General features: G+C 73.5%; 15 protein-coding genes. 10 read left to right on the forward strand and 5 right to left on the reverse strand.

Features of this window, described 5'->3' with window-relative positions; all coding sequences use genetic code 11:
- Positions 1 to 12 precede the first annotated feature (12 nt).
- Both ABZ444_RS37450 and ABZ444_RS37455 read right to left on the reverse strand, forming a co-directional pair.
- The gene (locus ABZ444_RS37450) at positions 13 to 1,950 is read right to left on the reverse strand and encodes an FtsX-like permease family protein (RefSeq protein WP_358007751.1); all 1,938 of its coding nucleotides are present in this window, start codon (positions 1,948 to 1,950) and stop codon (positions 13 to 15) included.
- Entirely contained in the window at positions 1,947 to 2,624 is a 678-nt protein-coding gene (locus ABZ444_RS37455) for an ABC transporter ATP-binding protein (RefSeq protein WP_352323488.1), read from the reverse strand. The genes ABZ444_RS37450 and ABZ444_RS37455 overlap by 4 nt, the downstream gene beginning before the upstream one ends.
- A gap of 91 nt (positions 2,625 to 2,715) precedes the next feature.
- Between ABZ444_RS37455 and ABZ444_RS37460 the strand changes: the two genes are divergently transcribed.
- Together ABZ444_RS37460 and ABZ444_RS37465 are read left to right on the forward strand one after the other, a co-directional pair.
- The gene (locus tag ABZ444_RS37460) at positions 2,716 to 3,363 is read left to right on the forward strand and encodes a response regulator transcription factor (protein WP_352323489.1); all 648 of its coding nucleotides are present in this window, start codon (positions 2,716 to 2,718) and stop codon (positions 3,361 to 3,363) included.
- Between the two features lie 115 nt (positions 3,364 to 3,478).
- Complete coding sequence (locus ABZ444_RS37465) at positions 3,479 to 4,150, forward strand: DUF4328 domain-containing protein (protein WP_358007755.1); 672 nt, start codon at positions 3,479 to 3,481, stop codon at positions 4,148 to 4,150.
- A 26-nt stretch (positions 4,151 to 4,176) separates the two neighbouring features.
- On the opposite strand, the gene dnaE is transcribed toward ABZ444_RS37465, so the two are convergent.
- The 3 genes from dnaE to ABZ444_RS37480 all read right to left on the reverse strand — a co-directional run bounded on the left by dnaE (position 4,177) and on the right by ABZ444_RS37480 (position 8,922).
- Positions 4,177 to 7,830, reverse strand: a complete 3,654-nt coding sequence (dnaE, locus tag ABZ444_RS37470; RefSeq protein WP_358007758.1) for a DNA polymerase III subunit alpha — start codon at positions 7,828 to 7,830, stop codon at positions 4,177 to 4,179.
- A complete protein-coding gene (locus ABZ444_RS37475; RefSeq protein WP_357980751.1) occupies positions 7,830 to 8,096 on the reverse strand; it encodes a DUF6504 family protein in 267 nt (88 codons plus the stop codon). The genes dnaE and ABZ444_RS37475 overlap by 1 nt, the downstream gene beginning before the upstream one ends.
- 79 nt (positions 8,097 to 8,175) lie before the next feature.
- Positions 8,176 to 8,922: a GntR family transcriptional regulator gene (locus ABZ444_RS37480; protein ID WP_358007761.1), complete on the reverse strand. Its 747-nt coding sequence runs from the start codon at positions 8,920 to 8,922 to the stop codon at positions 8,176 to 8,178.
- A 112-nt stretch (positions 8,923 to 9,034) separates the two neighbouring features.
- On the opposite strand from ABZ444_RS37480, the gene ABZ444_RS37485 reads away from it, so the two are divergent.
- Genes ABZ444_RS37485 through ABZ444_RS37520 form a run of 8 tightly spaced genes read left to right on the forward strand, consistent with a single transcriptional unit; the run spans position 9,035 to position 16,447 of the window.
- Complete coding sequence (locus ABZ444_RS37485; protein WP_358007763.1) at positions 9,035 to 10,189, forward strand: ABC transporter substrate-binding protein; 1,155 nt, start codon at positions 9,035 to 9,037, stop codon at positions 10,187 to 10,189.
- Positions 10,186 to 11,010, forward strand: a complete 825-nt coding sequence (locus tag ABZ444_RS37490; RefSeq protein ID WP_357980760.1) for an ABC transporter permease — start codon at positions 10,186 to 10,188, stop codon at positions 11,008 to 11,010. Before ABZ444_RS37485 ends, ABZ444_RS37490 begins: the two co-directional genes overlap by 4 nt.
- On the forward strand, positions 10,998 to 11,852 hold the full coding sequence (locus ABZ444_RS37495) for an ABC transporter permease subunit (RefSeq protein ID WP_358007765.1): 855 nt from the start codon (positions 10,998 to 11,000) through the stop codon (positions 11,850 to 11,852). The genes ABZ444_RS37490 and ABZ444_RS37495 overlap by 13 nt, the downstream gene beginning before the upstream one ends.
- Entirely contained in the window at positions 11,849 to 12,919 is a 1,071-nt protein-coding gene (locus tag ABZ444_RS37500) for an ABC transporter ATP-binding protein (RefSeq protein WP_358007768.1), read from the forward strand. Before ABZ444_RS37495 ends, ABZ444_RS37500 begins: the two co-directional genes overlap by 4 nt.
- Positions 12,912 to 13,595 (forward strand): HAD family phosphatase, encoded by a 684-nt coding sequence (locus tag ABZ444_RS37505; protein WP_358007771.1) that lies wholly within the window; start codon positions 12,912 to 12,914, stop codon positions 13,593 to 13,595. Before ABZ444_RS37500 ends, ABZ444_RS37505 begins: the two co-directional genes overlap by 8 nt.
- 54 nt (positions 13,596 to 13,649) lie before the next feature.
- The gene (locus ABZ444_RS37510; protein WP_358007774.1) at positions 13,650 to 14,600 is read left to right on the forward strand and encodes a hypothetical protein; all 951 of its coding nucleotides are present in this window, start codon (positions 13,650 to 13,652) and stop codon (positions 14,598 to 14,600) included.
- 25 nt (positions 14,601 to 14,625) lie between these two features.
- Positions 14,626 to 16,251: a serine/threonine-protein kinase gene (locus tag ABZ444_RS37515; RefSeq protein ID WP_358007777.1), complete on the forward strand. Its 1,626-nt coding sequence runs from the start codon at positions 14,626 to 14,628 to the stop codon at positions 16,249 to 16,251.
- A 46-nt stretch (positions 16,252 to 16,297) separates the two neighbouring features.
- The gene (locus ABZ444_RS37520; protein ID WP_352360647.1) at positions 16,298 to 16,447 is read left to right on the forward strand and encodes a hypothetical protein; all 150 of its coding nucleotides are present in this window, start codon (positions 16,298 to 16,300) and stop codon (positions 16,445 to 16,447) included.
- Positions 16,448 to 16,455: the final 8 nt, after the last annotated feature.

Here is a 16,455-nt window from a genome sequence, read left to right on the forward strand (position 1 = left end):
CGGGCCGGGCGGTCAGTCCGGCCGGGGCGCCGGGTCGTCGGTCACCGAGCGCAGCAGCGGCCTGCTCAGCGCGCCCGCGCCGATCACGCCCGCGAAGCCGGCGCCCACGCAGACCAGCAGCGTGACCACGCCGGTCGTGCTCACTCCACCGATCATGAACGGCATCGCGCAGAACGCGCCCACCAGGATCGCACCGCCGCCCATCACGGCCATCGGGATCAGCGTCTCGGCCCGCCGGGCCCGGTCCAGGACCTCCAGGGGCGTGCCCGCCAGCCGCAGCAGCGCGTACGTCTGCCGCCGGTCCAGCACCGACGACGCCGCGGTGATGCCCGCGCTGGCGATCGCCACCAGGAACGACACCGACAGCACCACGATCGTGCCCACCCGCACGTCGGCCAGGAGCAGCAGGCCGAAGCGCTGGTCGTCGGCCTTCGTCGTCGGGGTGCGCCCCGGCACGAGGTCGCTCAGCGCGGTACGCGCCCGGTCGACCACGACGTCGTCGGCGCCGCTGCCGAGCGCCGCGACCACGGTGTGCTTGACGGTCTTCACCGTGGCCGTGATGCCCGCCCGCCCGAGCCGGTCGCGGGCCTGGTCGGCCACCTTCGACGCCTCGCCCACCGGCGCCACGACGCTGAGCTGGGCGGGCCCGGCGTCCCCGCCGAACGCGCCGGGACTGAGCAGGCCGAGGAACCCGGCCACGAAGCCGGTCAGGGCCACGCCGCTGACGGTCCGCCAGGCCGAGCGCGGATCGTCCACCAGCCTGCGGGCCGCCAGCAGCCGCGCGGGCCTTCGCGCGGTCCCGGCCGCGACCTTGCCGATGAGGCCGACCACCCACGGTCCGGCCAGGTTCAGGCACAGGAACGCCAGCCCGAGCGCCACGGCCACGAGCGCCACGCTGGTCCCCCTGGTGAGCAGCGGGAACACGGCCAGCACCGCGAGCAGCGCGAGCACGCGGACGAACCGCATGCCGGGCGGCGTCTCCCGCTTGGCCACGCCGAGCGGGCTGACCACGACCCGGCGCAGCCCGACCACCGCCGACAGCCCCACCAGCAGCGGCACCGCGACCAGCACGCCGGCCAGGACCAGCAGGTTCGGGAACAGGTCCGCGACGAACCAGGTGCCGCCCTGGATCGGGATGCGCGCCAGCAGCGGCACGGCCGCCCCGAACGCCACGGCCCCGGCCAGGGCTCCGGCGAAGGCCACCAGCACGGCCTCGGCCACCGTCATGCCGACCACCTGGCCCGGCGTCGCGCCGATCAGCCTGAGCGCGGCCAGCCGCTGGTCGCGCCGGGCGACGGTGAGCCGGGCCGCCGCGCCGCCGAACACCAGCAGCGGCACCACCATGAGCACGCTGGCGATCAGCGCCAGCACCTGGTACGCCTCGGCGTCCTCGCTGGGCGTGCCCGCCAGGGTCGCGATCTTGACCGGCGGCTTGCCGAGGATCCAGTCGTCGCTGCGCTCGGCGGTCATCGCGGGCGAGTCCGGCGCGTGGCCGACCACCGCGACCAGTTCCTCGGGCTGGACCAGCGCCTCATCGCCCAGCACGCCCTTCGGCGCCGGGTAGCGCTTGGCCAGCCGGTCGGCGGGCAACCTGGCGGCCAGCTCGGACAGGGCGGGCGACAGCCACACCTCGCCGGGGGCCGGGAAGCGCGGCATGCCGGGCGGGGCGGGCGCCCCCGGCTTGAGCGCGGCCAGGTCGACGACGGTGATCGTCTGGTCGCCCACGTAGTCGAAGCGGGTCGCCTCGACGGCCACCGCGTCCTTCTGGGCCGCCGCCACGGGGTTGCGCCAGGCGCTGCGGTCGGCCCTGGCGTCGAAGGCGACGTTCGCGGCGACGGCGAACAGCAGCAGCCCCGTGGCCACCGCGACCGCGCCGAAGGTGAGCCAGGTGCCCAGCATGCCCCTGCGGCCGCCGCCCTTGAGCAGCCGCCAGGTCAGGTCGAGGTTCACGCGGTCACCCCGTGGGCGAGCAGGCGGCCGTCGCGGACCTCGACCGTGCGGTCGCACCAGGCGGCCACGTTGGGGTCGTGCGTGACGACGATCAGGCAGGCCCCGTTGTGCCTGGTCGCCTCGGTGAGCAGGCGCATGGTGTCCTGGCCGGTCTGCTGGTCGAGCGCGCCGGTCGGCTCGTCGGCGAAGACCACGGCGGGCTTGCTCACCAGCGCCCTGGCGATGGCCACGCGCTGGGCCTGGCCGCCGGACAGCTCGCCGGGCCGCCGGGTCTCCATCTGGTGCAGGCCGAGCAGCGGGAACCACTCGCGGGCCTGCCGTACGGCCTGGGCGCGCGGCACGCCGCCCAGCATGAGCGGGAGCGCCACGTTCTCCTCGGCGGGCAGCTCCGGCAGGAGCTGGCCGAACTGGAAGACGAAGCCGAAGCGGGTGCGGCGCAGGGCGCTGCGCTGGCGCTCGCCCATGGCGTCGATGCGCTGGCCCAGCAGGTGGACCTCGCCGTCGTCCGGCTTCATGATCCCGGCCAGGCAGTGGAGGAGGGTCGACTTGCCGGAACCGCTCGGGCCCATGATGGCCACGGCCTCTCCCGCCCGTACCGTGATGTCCACGCCGCCCAGGGCGACCGTCTGCCCGAACCGCTTGGCCAGGGCTCGTCCAACAAGCACGTCGTTCATGGCCTCCACCCTTCCGTGGCGGGGGGTGGCGGCGGATCGGCCGTGCGTCCATTTCGGCCTCGGCCGAACGGCTGATCCTTAGAGTTGAGCCGTGACTATTCGGGTTCTCATCGCCGACGACCAGCAGCTGGTGCGCACCGGCTTCCAAATGATCTTGGACGCTCAACCGGACATGGAGGTCGTGGCCGCCGTGGCCGACGGCGCCGAGGCTGTGGCCGAGGCCAGGCGGCTGCGGCCTGACGTGTGCCTGCTCGACATCAGGATGCCCAAGCTCGACGGGCTGGAGGTGACCCGCGTGCTGGCCGGGCCGGGCGTGGAGAACCCGATGCGGGTGGTCATCGTCACCACCTTCGACCTCGACGAGTACGTCTACGGCGCGCTGCGCGCCGGGGCCACCGGCTTCCTGCTCAAGGACAGCGGCCCCACGCTGCTCATCGAGGCGGTCAGGGCCGCCGCCGGGGGCGACGCGCTGGTGTCGCCGTCGGTCACCGTACGGCTGCTGCAGCACCTGACCCAGCCCAGGCGGGCGGCCGAGCCGCCGAACGGCCCACTGACCGACCGCGAGCTCGACGTCGTGCGCCTGGTCGCCAGGGGACGCACCAACCAGGAGGTGGCCGCCGAGCTGTTCGTGTCACTGTCGACGGTGAAGACGCACCTGGGCAGCATCCAGGCGAAACTCGGTGTCCGCAATCGAGTGGGAATCGCGGCTTGGGCGTGGGAATCCGGCGTGGTGAGCTGATTAACAGCGGTGCTCACGGGATACAAGTGAGTCAGAACCTCAGCGCATGGCCCGGGGGGAGAACATCGTGCGCTACGCCCAGGCACCGCCAACCAAAGCAGCTTCCGCCGTATATGTGACGCTTGCCGCGCAGGTCCTCTCCCTGGGCGCCCTCGTGGTCTTCGAGCAGTCCCGCGGCCGTCATCTCGCCGTCCAGCTCGCCGCGTTCGGCGGCCGTCCCCAGGGGGCGCAGGCGGAGGCGGTCGTGGGGGCGGTGACGATGTTCGCGGTGCTGATGATGCTGGTCGCGGGCACCTCCGTCGCCGCCGGGGCCGCCTACGTCACCTGGATCGTACGGGCCCGTCAGGTGAAGGACCGTTCCAGCCCCACCGGGCCGGTCGCGGCCGCCTGGCTGATCCCCGTCGTCAACCTGGTCGCGCCCGCGCTGCTGGTCGACGACGTGTGGCGGCGGGCCAAGCCGCCGTCGGGGCGGCGCGGGCGGTGGCTCGTGCTGCTGGCGGCGTGGTGGCTGAGCTGGCTGGGCATGCTGACGCTGGTCACGGTCCGCCTCCCGCTGGAGTCCTCCTCCGACGGGCTGACCGGGGTGGGGGTGCTGGAGCTGGGCGGCGCGGCGGTGGCGGCCCTGCTGTGCGCCGCCACCGTCCGCGAGGTCACCCGCGTCCAGCGGCTCGACGTGGCCGGGCGGCTGCGCGAGGCGGTCGCCGAGTCCGCGCCCGGCCCCGAGGTCGTGACCCGGCTGACCACCCGGCCCGCCCAGGGCTCGGCCCCGTTCGGCCACACCGGCTAGCGACCGCCCGGGGGCCGGGCACAGGGTCAGGCCGCCGTCGGGCCGGAGCTGCCGGGGCTGGCGTGCCAGAGCTGCCGGGGCGGGGCGGCGATGGCGGGGCCGAGGTCGGAGTAGGGCGAGAGCCGGAAGCCGTTGGCGTACTCGATCCTGCGTCCGCCGACGCCGGGCCGCTCTTCGGGGGCCCGGTCGAGCAGGGCGCGGACCGCCTCGACGCCCTCCGCGCGCCACAGCGCGTCCAGGTCGGTGAGGTTCCAGCAGTCGACGGCGCGCATGGAGACCGCGCGGGCCCCCGTACGGCGGACCACTCCCCTGGCCAGCATGAGCCACGAGCCGAACACCGTCGCCGCGCACCTGCCCTGCACCGACTCGAAGAACGTCAGGTCGACCGGCCCCGTCGAGTCGTCGAGAGTGGTGAAGATGACCCGCTGCCCCGAACGCACGGCGGGCGTCTGAGTGGCCACCTTCACCCCCGCGACCAGCACCTCCGCGCCGTTGCGCTGGGCGAGCAGGTCCTTGGAGCGCACCACCCCGAGCGCGTCGAGCAGCTCGTCGTGGAAGCTGATGACGTGCCGGCTGACGTCGATGCCGAGGATCTCCAGCTCGGCCTCGACCATCTCCGTCTCCGTCATCTCGGGCAGCTCGCCGGGCGGCAGGTGCTCGCCGAAGCCGAGCGGCAGCTGCGTGGACGGCTGCTCGGCCCGGGGACGCGGCGGTGCCGCGGTGTAGCGCCTGGACCGGGGCGCGGCCGAGCGCACGCCGATCGACGACGCCCGCTCCAGCGCCCCCACCTGGGCGATCAGGTCGCGCCGGGTCAGCTCACCCGGACGCCAGCGGGGGCCGCCGGGACGCAGGCCGTGCAGCGCGTCGAGGCCGCCGACCTGGACGATGCGCTCGATGGTCGGGCGCGAGGGCCTGGCCCGGTCCCAGAAGTCGGCCAGCGACGTGTACGGCTGCCCGGCCACCATGCGCTCGACCTCGGCCTCGCTCACCCCCTTGATCGCCGAGAACGGCACCCGCAGCGCGTAACCGCGGCCGATCTCCCCGATCCTGAACTCCTGCCGCACCGGACGCCGCTCCTCCCCCAGCTCCGACGGGCTCACCCGCAGCCGCAGCGGCGGGCGCGGGCCGAGCCGTTCCACCCGCCAGTCCTTCCCGGACCCGTTGACGTCGAGCGGCAGGATCTCGACCCCGCACTGCCGGGCCTCGTCGATGATGACGCGCGACGGGTACATGCCGGGGTCGTGGGTGAGCACCCCGGCGAAGAACGCCGCCGTGTGGTGCCGCTTGAGCCAGGCCGACTGGTAGGTGGGCAGCGCGAACGCCGCCGCGTGCGCCTTGCAGAACCCGAAGGCGCCGAACGCGTCGAGCACCTTCCAGGCCCGCTCCACCGCCGCGTCGCCGAACCCGTGGGCCCTGGCAAGCGGCACGAACGCCTTGCGCACCCGGTCCCGGCCCTCCGGCGTGCCGAGGGTGCGCCGCAGGGTCTCGGCGAAGGACAGGTCGCGTCCCGTCATCACCGAGATGATCTTCAGCACCTGCTCGTGGAAGACGACCACGCCGTGCGTCTCCTTCAGCGCCTCGCGCAGCCGGGCGTGCGGGTAGTACGGCTGCCGCCACCCGTGCCTGGCCTCCAGGTACGGGGTGACCATGTCGGAGTTGACCGGCCCCGGCCGGAACAGGGAGATGTCCACGATCAGGTCGTGCATCCGGCGCGGCTCCAGCTTGGCCACCAGCTCCCGCTGGCCCGGCGACTCGATCTGGAAGCAGCCGAGCGTGCGGCTGGCGCAGATCATGTCGTAGGTCTCCTGGTCGTCGTGCGGGACGTACTCGACGCCGGGGTCGTCGCCGGCCTGCTCGTCCAGCCTGACCTCGATGTCGTCCACGCGTTTGACCTCGCTCAGCGCGTACGCCATGGCCGACTGCATCCGCACGCCCAGCACGTCCAGCTTGAGCAGGCCGGCCTCCTCCACGTCGTCCTTGTCGAACTGGGACATCGGGAACTCCAGCAGGCTGCGTTCCACCGGCGTCCTGTCGCGCAGGCCCGAGTTGCCGACCAGCACGCCGCACGGGTGCAGCGCGATGTGCCTGGGCAGGCCGTCGAGCTTCTCGGCCAGCCGGAACACCCGGTCGAGCCCGGCCTCGCCGAGCCGGCTCTCGCGCAGCTCGGGCAGGTCGGCCAGGGACGCGGTGATCTGCCTGGCCCTGATGTGCGGGAACGCCTTGGCGATGGCGTCGATCTCGTGCGGCGGCAGGCCCATCGCGCCGGCGACGTCCCTGATGGCGCTGCGCGCCCGGTAGGTCTCCATCATGGACACGCAGGCCACGCGGGCCTCGCCGTAGCGTTCGAAGATGGCCTTGTAGCAGTCGAGCCGGCGGGCCGACTCCACGTCCACGTCGATGTCGGGCAGGCCGACGCGGCCCTCCGCCAGGAAACGCTCCATGAGCAGGCCGTGGTCGAGCGGGTTCACCTCGCCGATGCCGATGAGGTAGTTGACCAGGCTGCCGGCGCCCGAGCCGCGGATGGCGCAGCGGATGTCCATGCCGCGGATCATGTCGGTGATGCCGGCCACGGCGATGAAGTAGCCGGACAGGCGTTTGCGCTCGATGACGTCCAGCTCGGCCCGCAGGCGGTCCCTGGCCTCCGCCGAGCGGTCGAGGCCGCGCCTGACCAGGCCGTCCTCGACGCGGTTGCGCAGCAGCGGCACCGGGTCGCGGCCGACCTCGGGCAGGTTGAGGTCGGGCGGGTCGTTCCTGAGCGCGAGCAGCCGCAGCGGGTCCATCGAGCACGCCTCGGCCAGGCGCCTGGTGGTGAACAGCAGCCGGGCCACCCGCTCCTGGTCGGCGCCGCAGACCTTGGCCGCCACCTGCCACATCTCCTTGGTGCTCTTGAGGTAGGCGTGCGAGGTGCCGCCCTCCAGGTGCCTGGGGTGCAGCGGGACGAGCCGGCGGGCCGCGTCGAGCACGTCGCCGACCTGGTGGTCGGCCGGGTCGAGGTAGCGGGCGGCGTTGGTCAGCACGGCCGGCACGCCGGCGGACTCGGCCAGGCCGAGCATGCGGACGGCCGTGGTGGCGTCGCGGAAGCCGTACTGGTCGACCAGTTCGATCACCACGCCGGGGACGGCGGCGCGCCACCGGCCGAGCAGCGTCCTGGCCTGCTCGTCGCGGCGTTCGGCGATCGCGCGGCCGACGTCGGAGCGCGGCCCGAGCAGCACCACGAGCCCGTCCTCGGCGCCGAACCCGTGGTCGCCGCCCGCCGCCCCGGCCCAGGCGCCGACCAGCTCGCGGGTCACCTTGGGCGCGCCACGCTCGCCCGCGGCGTGCGCGGCGGTGACCAGGCGGCACAGCCGCGACCAGCCGCCGGAGCGGGCCAGCACGGTGACCCGGTCCTCGGCGCCGGGCCCCTTCCTGGGCCCGTTCGTGGGCCGCGGCGCGCGCAGGCCCGGCGCGGGCGTGACGGCCGGGACGTCGAGCGCCAGGTTCACGCCGACCACGGGGGCGATCCCGGCGTCCGCGCACGCCTGGACGTGCTTGACCGCGCCGTAGAGCCCGTCGCGGTCGGTCAGCGCGAGGATGTCCATGCCGTGTTCGGCGGCCCGTTCCACCAGGGCGTGCGGGAAGGCGGTGCCGTACCTCATGGAGTAGGCCGAGGCCACGTCGAGGTGCGGGAACGGGGGCGCCATCAGTCCCACGCCCGCAGCAGCAGCCAGCCGTCGCCGGCGGTGTCGTAGCGCAGCTCGTACGAGCCGACCTGGCGCCCCGGGCTCGCCTCCACCCGCCAGAAGCGGCGCTCGCCGGGGTCGCCCTCGCCGGTCTTCCACCACTCGCGCGCCACGACCCAGTGGTCGAGCACGTCGCGGACGAGATAGAGCCGGTCGCGCCAGACGAACTGGGTCGGCTCGCCGTCTCTGGTCCACACCTCTATCGGATCGCCATAGAGTCTGCTCAAGACGCTTCTCCCCGCGGCTCTGGTTCCTTTGCTGAGCCACCCGGGGGAAGACGGGCGCTTATGTATCGAACATATGTTCTTACGGCCCGAAGCGCAAGTCGCCCGCCCGCCGCGTCAGGGGGTTGGCGCCGATCGAGTTGCGGATGCTGAAGGTGACGCTGCCCGCCCGGTACCGGTCGTCGGAGGACTCCACCGGGCGGCCCTCATGGGTGGTGGTGACGCGGCGCTGGCGCAGGAGCGGGCTGCCGCGCCGCACGCCCAGCAGCCGGGCGTCCCCGGCTCCGGCGGGCACGGCGTCGATGAGGTGCTCGCCGTAGGCGAAGATCAGGCCGACGGACTCGTACAGGGCCTCGGTGACGGACGCGCAGTCGGCGGGCAGCGCCTCGACGGCGGAGGCCACCCACTCGGCGTAGACGGTCCGCTCGACCAGGACGGGCTCGCCCTCCAGCGAGCGCAGGCGCAACACCTCCAGCACCTCGCCCCCGCCGAACCTGGCGGACTCGGGCGCGGTGGCGGCCCGGCGGCGCTGGGAGATCACCTGACCGCCGATGCGGTAGCCGTTGGCCCTGGCCCACTGGGCGAAGCTGTGCAGCTCGGCGAAGCTCTGGCTGCGCGCGTTGCCGAGCACGATGCGCCTGGCGCCCTGCCTCGACCCCACCAGCCCCTCGGCGACCAGCACGGCCACCGCCTGCCGCACGGTCCCGCGCGCCGCCCCGTGCCGGGTGGCCAGCTCGGCCTCGCTCGGGAGCTGGGAGCCGACCGGGTACGCGCCCGCCAGGATGTCATCACGCAGCTCAGCGGCTATCCGTTCATAGCGCGCAACCATTCGCGACCTTCTCCATTCACGAAAGAGCAATGTTTATGCGACTTACTGGTGCTCGCTTGTTTGTACAAGTTCCCTTAAGTTCTTTCCACACCCCCCGGAGAGTGGAGGCGACGTGTTCACACCTCGCGCCCGTACGGCCGGCGTCATCGCGGCCCTTACCGTTGTCACCGCGGCGTGTGGCGCCGCCCCGAGCAGCCAGCAGACCACCAAGACGGCCGAAGGCGGGGCGAACGCGGCGACCGCCGCATCCGCCGCCGACTTCGGCGGCTTCGACAAGCTCGTCGAGGCCGCCAAGAAGGAGGGCAACCTCCACGTCATCGCGCTCCCGCCCGACTGGGCCAACTACGGCGAGATCATCAAGTCGTTCGAGGCCAAGTACGGCATCAAGATCGAGAGCGAGACGCCCGACGCGGCCAGCGCGGACGAGATCAACGCCGTCAAGACCCGCAAGGGCCAGGACCGCGCCCCCGACGTGCTCGACCTCGGCCAGTCGTTCGCGATCAGCGGCGCCAAGGAAGGGCTGTTCGCGCCGTACAAGGTGCAGTCGTTCGACAAGATCCCCGAGGGTCAGAAGGAGCCGACCGGGCTCTGGACCAACGACTACGGCGGCTACGTCTCGATCGGCTGCGACGCCAAGAAGATCGCCAACTGCCCGACCAGCTACGCCGACCTGCTCAAGCCCGAGTACAAGGGCAAGGTCGCGATGAACGGCAACCCGACCAAGTCCGGCTCGGCCTTCGCCGGCGTGTACGCCGCCGCGATCGCCAGCGGCGGCTCCTTCGACGACATCCAGCCCGGCATCGACTTCTTCAAGAAGCTCAAGGACGCCGGCAACTACAACCCGGTCGAGACGACCCCGGCGACCATCGAGAAGGGCGAGACCCAGATCAGCATCGACTGGGACTACAACAACGCCGCCTACGCCCCCCAGATGGCCGCCAAGGGCCTCGACTGGAAGGTGAACGTGCCGACCGACGGCAAGTACTTCCAGATGTACGCCCAGGCCGTCAACAAGGACGCCCCGCACCCGGCGGCGGCCAGGCTGTGGCAGGAGTACCTCTACAGCGCCGAGGGCCAGAACCTCTACCTCAAGGGCTTCGCCCGTCCGGTGCTGCTGCCGTCCATGACCTCCGACGGCACGGTGGACAAGGCGCTGGCCGCGAAGCTGCCCCAGGTCGAGGGCACGCCCGAGTTCCCCACGCCCGAGCAGGTCGACGCGGCCAAGGCCAAGCTGGCCAGCGGCTGGGACGCCGCGATCTCGGGATGACCCGCCCGCGTTCCAGGGGCTGGGCCGGCGCCCTGCCCCTGCTGGCCTTCTTCGCCCTCGTCTTCGGGGTCCCGGCGGTCGCGCTGGTGGCGGGGGCCTTCACCGTGCAGGGACGGCCGAGCCTGGCCAACGTCGCGCAGAGCCTCCAGGGCGGCTACCTCGTCGCCATGGCCGGGAGCGTCAAGCTGTCGGCCGTGGTGGCGCTGGCCGGGGCCGTCCTCGGCACGTTCCTCGCCTACGCCGTGGTGACCTCGCGCTTCACGCTGCTGCGCGAGGCCGTGCTGACCGCCTCGGGCGTGCTGGCCAACTTCGGCGGGGTGCCGCTGGCGTTCTTCTGGATCGCCACGCTGGGCAACTCGGGCGTGATCAGCGGCCTGGTGGGGCTGCCCTCGGGGTCGTTGTACACGTTCTGGGGGCTGGTGATCGTCTACCTGTACTTCGCGATCCCGCTGATGGTGCTGGTCATGGCGCCCGCGCTGGACGGGCTGCGGCCCCAGTGGCGCGAGGCCGCCGCCAACAGCGGCGCGACCGCCTGGCACTACTGGCGCCTCGTCGCGCTGCCGGTGCTCGCGCCCGCGATGCTGGGCGGGGTGGTGCTGCTGTTCGGGTCGGCGTTCTCGGCGTACGCGACCGCGAACGCCATGGTGGGCACCGTCGTGCCGCTGGTCACCCTGAAGATCGCCAGTGCGCTGACCGGTGACGTGCTGGTCGGCTACGAGAACATCGCGCTGGCGCTCAGCCTGGACATGATCGTGGTGGCCGGGCTGGTGATGGCGATCTACCTGCCGCTGCAGAGGAGGAGCTCCCGATGGCTGCGCTGACCGGGCTGGAGCCCGTCGCCGCGGCGGCGGTGAAACCGCCCGCCCGGCCCCGCTGGTGGCGCGGCCTGGTGTTCGCCCTGGCCGCGGCCTACTTCCTGATCCCGCTCGGGGCCTCGCTCTGGTACACGGTCCACAACCCGGCCACCGGGGTGTCGTTCTCCGCCTACGGCGAGCTGCTGACGGCCGAGGGCTTCGCGCGCTCGCTGCTGCTGTCGCTGTCGCTGGCCGCCGCGACGATCGTGCTGGTCCTGCTGCTGGCGTTGCCGGCGATGCTGGCCGTACGGCTGTTCGCGCCGCGGCTGCGGCCGGTGATGGAGGTGCTGTGCACGCTGCCGCTGGTGGTGCCGCCGATCACGTTCGTGGCCGGGCTGACGACCTCGTTGCGTGACGGGGCCGACATCCTGGCGCCGACGCCGTTCTGGGGCACGCTGATCGCGATCCAGGACCCCGGGTTCCCCGTCGTGCTCGTACTCGCGTACGTCGTGCTGGTGCTGCCGTTCGTCTACCGCTCGCTGGACGCCGGGCTGCGCACCATGGACGTGCGCACGCTGGTCGAGGCCGCCCGGAACCTGGGCGCGTCCTGGCCGCACGTGCTGCTGCGGGTCGTGGTGCCGAACCTGCGCTCGGCCCTGGCCAGCGCGTCGTTCCTGACGCTCGCGCTGGTGCTGGGCGAGTACACGGTGGCCAGCCTGCTCGGCTACGAGCCGTTCGCGGTCTGGATCGTGACCGTGTCCGGCTCCAAGGGGCAGCTGTCCGTCGCCGTCTCCATCCTCAGCCTGCTGCTCATCTGGGCGTTGCTGCTCGCCGTCTCCACCGTCTTCAGTGGAAGGAAGAAATCATGACCGCTGCGGTGGAGTTCCGCGGGCTGCGCCGGGTGTTCGGCAGGACGGTCGCGCTCGACGGGTTCGACCTGACCATCGCCCCCGGCGAGTTCGTGGCCCTGCTGGGGCCGTCGGGCTGCGGCAAGACGACGGCGCTGCGCTGCGTGGCCGGGTTCGAGCGGCCCGACTCCGGCGCGGTGCTGCTGGACGGCAAGGACATCACGAACGTGCCCGCCAACAAGCGCGACGCCGGGATGGTCTTCCAGTCCTACTCGCTCTTCCCCAACCTCAACGCCCGCGACAACGTGGCCTTCGGCCTGCGCGTACGCAAGGCGCCCGCGGCCGTCCGGCACGCCAGGGCCGCCGAGCTGCTCGAACTCGTCGGCCTCCCCACGCACGCCGACCGTTTCCCGCACCAGCTCTCCGGCGGCCAGCAGCAGCGCGTCGCCCTGGCCCGCGCGCTCGCGCTCGAACCGCGCGTGCTGCTGCTCGACGAGCCGCTGTCGGCGCTCGACGCCAAGGTACGGGTGACGTTGCGCGAGGAGATCCGCCGGCTGCAGCTCGACCTCGGCATCACCACCGTCTTCGTCACCCACGACCAGGAGGAGGCCCTGTCGATCGCCGACCGGGTCGCGGTGCTGCGCGAGGGACGGCTGGAGCAGTGCGGGCCGCCCGCCGAGGTCTACGACCGCCCGGCCACGCCGTTCGTCGCCGAGTTCGTCGGCGCCATGAACCACCTGGCCGGGCGGCTGTCCGGGGACGGCGTCACCGTGCTCGGCCAGCTCCTTCCCGTGGACGGCCCGGCGCCCGCCGAACCCGACGTGGACGTGCTGATCCGGCCCGAGGCCGTCCGGGTCACGCCCGACCCGGACGGCGGCGCCGAGGTGCTGGCCGCGTCCTTCCGGGGGGCCTCGGTGCGGCTGCGGCTGTCGCTGGCGGGCGGCGAGGTGCTGGCCGACGTGCCGGGGCACGAGGCGGCCCGGCTGGGGGCGGGGGCCCGCGTCACGGTCCGGCTGGTGGAGCGCCCGGTGCTGGTGGCCGCCCGTACGGTGACGGCGCCGGCGCCGGCGTTGTCGGCCGATGCCTGAGAGGCCGGCCGACGCGGTCCTGTCCGACGCGGTCCTGTCCGACGCGGTCCTGTCCGACATGGACGGCACGCCGGACGCGGTCCTGTTCGACATGGACGGCACGCTGGTGGACACCGAAGGGCTCTGGTGGCAGGCCGCGGCTTCGGTGGCCGGGTCGCTGGGCCGCGCGCTGACGGCCGCCGACGCGCCGCACGTGACGGGCCGCACGGTGGGCGACACGGCCGCGTACCTGGTGGACGGGGTCGGCGGGGTGAGCGCGGACGGGGTGGCGAGCGCGCTCACCGAGGCGTTCGCCGAGCGCGTCAGGACGGGCCTGACGGTCGTGCCGGGGGCGCCGGAGCTGCTGGCCGAGCTGGCCGCGGCGGGCGTCCCGACCGCACTGGTGACCGCCTCCCCCCGCGGCATCGTGGAGCTGGTGCTGCCGAGGCTCGGGCACGCGTTCGACCTGGTGATCGCCGACGAGGACACCGCCCGGGGCAAGCCGCACCCGGATCCGTACCTGGAGGCGGCCCGCAGGCTGCGGGTGGCCCCGGCGCGGTGCGTGGCGGTCGAGGACAGCCCGGCGGGCGTCGCCGCGGCCACCGCCGCGGGCTGCCGCGTGCTGGTGGTGGACCCCGTACACGGGCTGGCCAGGGTGCGGGCCGGGCTGGGCGGCGCTCCCCCGCACGGGGGATGAGCCCGCCTCCCGCAGGGGAGGGACGGGCCCGCGGGCGTCGGCAGGATGCCGGTCATGAGCCCGGAGATGAAAGTTGTCAGGACGCCCGCCGTCGCGCTCGCGCTGGTCGTCCTCTACGGCGGCCTGCGCGTCTACTGGGAGCTCGGCCACATGCCGGAGCGCATGTCGCCGATCGGGTCCGACCTGATCGTGTTCACCGGCTGGGCGGCGGTGGGCCTGTGCGCGGCGGCCGCGGCGGCGCTGGTCGTCATGATGGCCGTGCACCCGGACGGCCCGCTGGGGTGGGCGCCGCCTGCGCTGGCGTGGGCGGTGGGCGGCGCGCTCATCGTGTCGGGGGCGCTGCTGCTGCTCGACGTGGTGTCCATGGTCGTGCCGGGGCTCGGCATCCCGTTCTCGTGGGCGGGGGCGCTCAGCAAGGCGGCCTGCGTGGGCTCGGGGGTGCTGCTCTGGCGGTCCGCCGCGGCCTACCGGCGGCGGGCCGCGGGGGCCTGCGCGGCGTGCGGGCGGCGGTCGTCCCGGGTGCTCGCCCGTACGCCGGGGTGGGCCTTCGCCGCGGCCTACGTCTCCGTGGCCGGCTGCCTGGCGCGGATCGCGGCGCAGGCGGCCGTCGGGTTCGACGTCGTGCCGTACCGTGCCGGGGCGGTGGCGTTCGAGGTGCAGTTCCTGCTCGCCGGGACGCTGCTGCCGCTGGCGCTCGTCCACCGGTTCGGGCGGGTGTGGCCGGGATGGGTGCCGTGGCTGGCCGGGCGTCCGGTGCCGCGCCGGCTGGTGTTGTGGCCGGGGGTGGGGGTGTCCGGCGGGCTGCTGGCCTACTTCGGGGTGGCGCTGGGGCAGATGGCCGCCGAACGGCTCAGCGGGGGCGTGCCGTTCTCCGGGGGCGACCTGCCCGAGGCGTTCTTCTGGGTGGCCGTGCCCGGGTACGTGGTGTGGGGCGCCGGGATGGCCGTGGCGGCCTGGTCGTACGCGCGGCGTACGCGCATCGCGTGCGAGTTCTGCGGCGGATAGCCGCGAATCGGTAAGCTGGGCCGCCGTGAGCGGTGATATATCCCAGATCGGGCGCTACCGGCTGCTGAGCGTGCTCGGGCGGGGCGGCATGGGCACGGTCCATCTCGCCGAGGATCCCGCCGGACAGCGGGTCGCCATCAAGGTGATCAATCCGGAGCTCAGTCAGCACGAGCAGTTCCGGATGCGCTTCCGCCGGGAGGCCGACGCCGCTCGCCGAGTCCGCAGGTTCTGCACCGCCGCGGTGATCGAGGCCGCGCTCGACGGCGACCTGCTCTACGTGGTCACCGAGTACGTGCCCGGCCCCAATCTGGAGGAGGCCGTACGCCAGTCGGGGCCGCTGCGCGGGTCCAGCCTCGACGCGCTGGCCGTCAGCGTGGCCACCGCGCTCACCGCCATCCACGGCGCCGGGGTGGTCCACCGTGACCTCAAGCCGTCGAACGTGCTGCTGTCCCCCGTCGGGCCGCGCGTGATCGACTTCGGCATCGCGCGGGCGCTCGACACGCTGGGCGGCGTCACCGGCACCGGCGAGCTGGTCGGCACGCCCCGGTACATGGCCCCCGAGGTGCTGCGCGGCGAGCCGGTCTCGCCCGCCTGCGACGTGTTCTCGTGGGGCTGCCTGGTCGCGTACGCGGCGAGCGGGCGGGCGCCGTTCGGCGGCGACACGCTGCCCGCCATCGTCTACCAGGTGCTCAACACCGAGCCCGGCCTCGACGACGTCGATCCCGGCCTGCGCGAGCTGGTCGGGGCCGCGCTGCGCAAGGACCCGGCCGCACGGCCCACCGCGCAGCAGCTCCTCGACCACCTCGTGGGCCGCTCGGCCGCGCCCGAGCAGGCGGCGCACACCGTGCAGGTGGCCTGGCAGCACGCCACCACCCCGTTCACCGAGGCCCGGCCCACGGCGGCGAAGCGGCGCGGCAGGCTGCTCGGGATCGGCGCGGCCGCCGCGGCGGTGCTCGTGGCCGGCTCGGTGACCGCCTGGGCGATGCTCACCCCGGGCGGGCCGCCCGACGACCTGGGCGTCCTGTACCGCGAGGACTTCACGCAGACCTCCGGCGGCTGGCTCGGCACGTACGACCCCGACGCCACGGGCAGCAAGGGCTACCGCACGGACGGCACGTACGGGCTCGACGTCGAGGACGGCCGCGAGGAGCAGCGGGCCAAGGCGCCCATCCCGTTCCTCATCGCCACGCCCACCAACACCCCCGACCCCTCGGCCACGCCCACGCCGATGTTGCCGTCGTCGGTGGTCGTCGGCGTCACCGCCGAGGTCGGGGAGTACGCGGGCAACGGCGAGTACGGCCTCTACTGCCACAACTCCGACGATGACGACACCTACTACGAGTTCGGCCTCGACACCGAGGGGAACGCGCGGATCCGCCGCGTGTACGACGGCGCGGGCGGCACGCTGACCCAGCCCGCCAAGGTGGCCAAGCCGGAGGGCCGGATGCGCATCGTGGCCTCGTGCGAGCAGCGCGGCACCGGGGTGCGGCTGACGATGTGGGTGAACGACAAGCGGGTGCAGCAGGCCGACGACCCCAACGGGCTCGGCAACGGGTACGTCGGGGTGTTCGCGCGTACGCCCAAGGACACCCAGTCGTTGCTGAAGATGACGTTCGACGACTTCGAGCTGCGGGGGCAGAAGGAGCCTTAGACGGGCGGGCCCGCGTTCCCGGCGGCCATCGGGGTAGGGGGTGTGGATGGCGAAGCTCATGGACCGGGTGCGCGCGTACCTGCGCAGCCCTGAAGGCAGGCAGACCGTCGAGAAGGCCAAGCGCATGGCCCGAGACCCGCAGAACCAGGAGAAGGCCCGGCGTTTCCTCGACCGGTTCCGCACCCGGCGCCACTGACCAGCCCC

The sequence above is a fragment of the Nonomuraea sp. NPDC005730 genome, from assembly GCF_040630865.1.
Classification (GTDB): Bacteria; Actinomycetota; Actinomycetes; order Streptosporangiales; family Streptosporangiaceae; genus Nonomuraea.

Bases quoted from the DNA above. Each gene is read 5' to 3' on its own strand.
- dnaE (WP_358007758.1), bottom strand. From the start codon at position 7,830: ATGGCGCCCCCGTTCCCGCACCTCGACGTGGCCTCGGCCTACTCCATG.
- ABZ444_RS37455 (WP_352323488.1), bottom strand. From the start codon at position 2,624: ATGAACGACGTGCTTGTTGGACGAGCCCTGGCCAAGCGGTTCGGGCAG.
- ABZ444_RS37495 (WP_358007765.1), top strand. From the start codon at position 10,998: ATGGCTGCGCTGACCGGGCTGGAGCCCGTCGCCGCGGCGGCGGTGAAA.
- ABZ444_RS37500 (WP_358007768.1), top strand. From the start codon at position 11,849: ATGACCGCTGCGGTGGAGTTCCGCGGGCTGCGCCGGGTGTTCGGCAGG.
- ABZ444_RS37490 (WP_357980760.1), top strand. From the start codon at position 10,186: ATGACCCGCCCGCGTTCCAGGGGCTGGGCCGGCGCCCTGCCCCTGCTG.
- ABZ444_RS37520 (WP_352360647.1), top strand. From the start codon at position 16,298: ATGGCGAAGCTCATGGACCGGGTGCGCGCGTACCTGCGCAGCCCTGAA.
- ABZ444_RS37510 (WP_358007774.1), top strand. From the start codon at position 13,650: ATGAGCCCGGAGATGAAAGTTGTCAGGACGCCCGCCGTCGCGCTCGCG.
- ABZ444_RS37480 (WP_358007761.1), bottom strand. From the start codon at position 8,922: ATGGTTGCGCGCTATGAACGGATAGCCGCTGAGCTGCGTGATGACATC.
- ABZ444_RS37505 (WP_358007771.1), top strand. From the start codon at position 12,912: ATGCCTGAGAGGCCGGCCGACGCGGTCCTGTCCGACGCGGTCCTGTCC.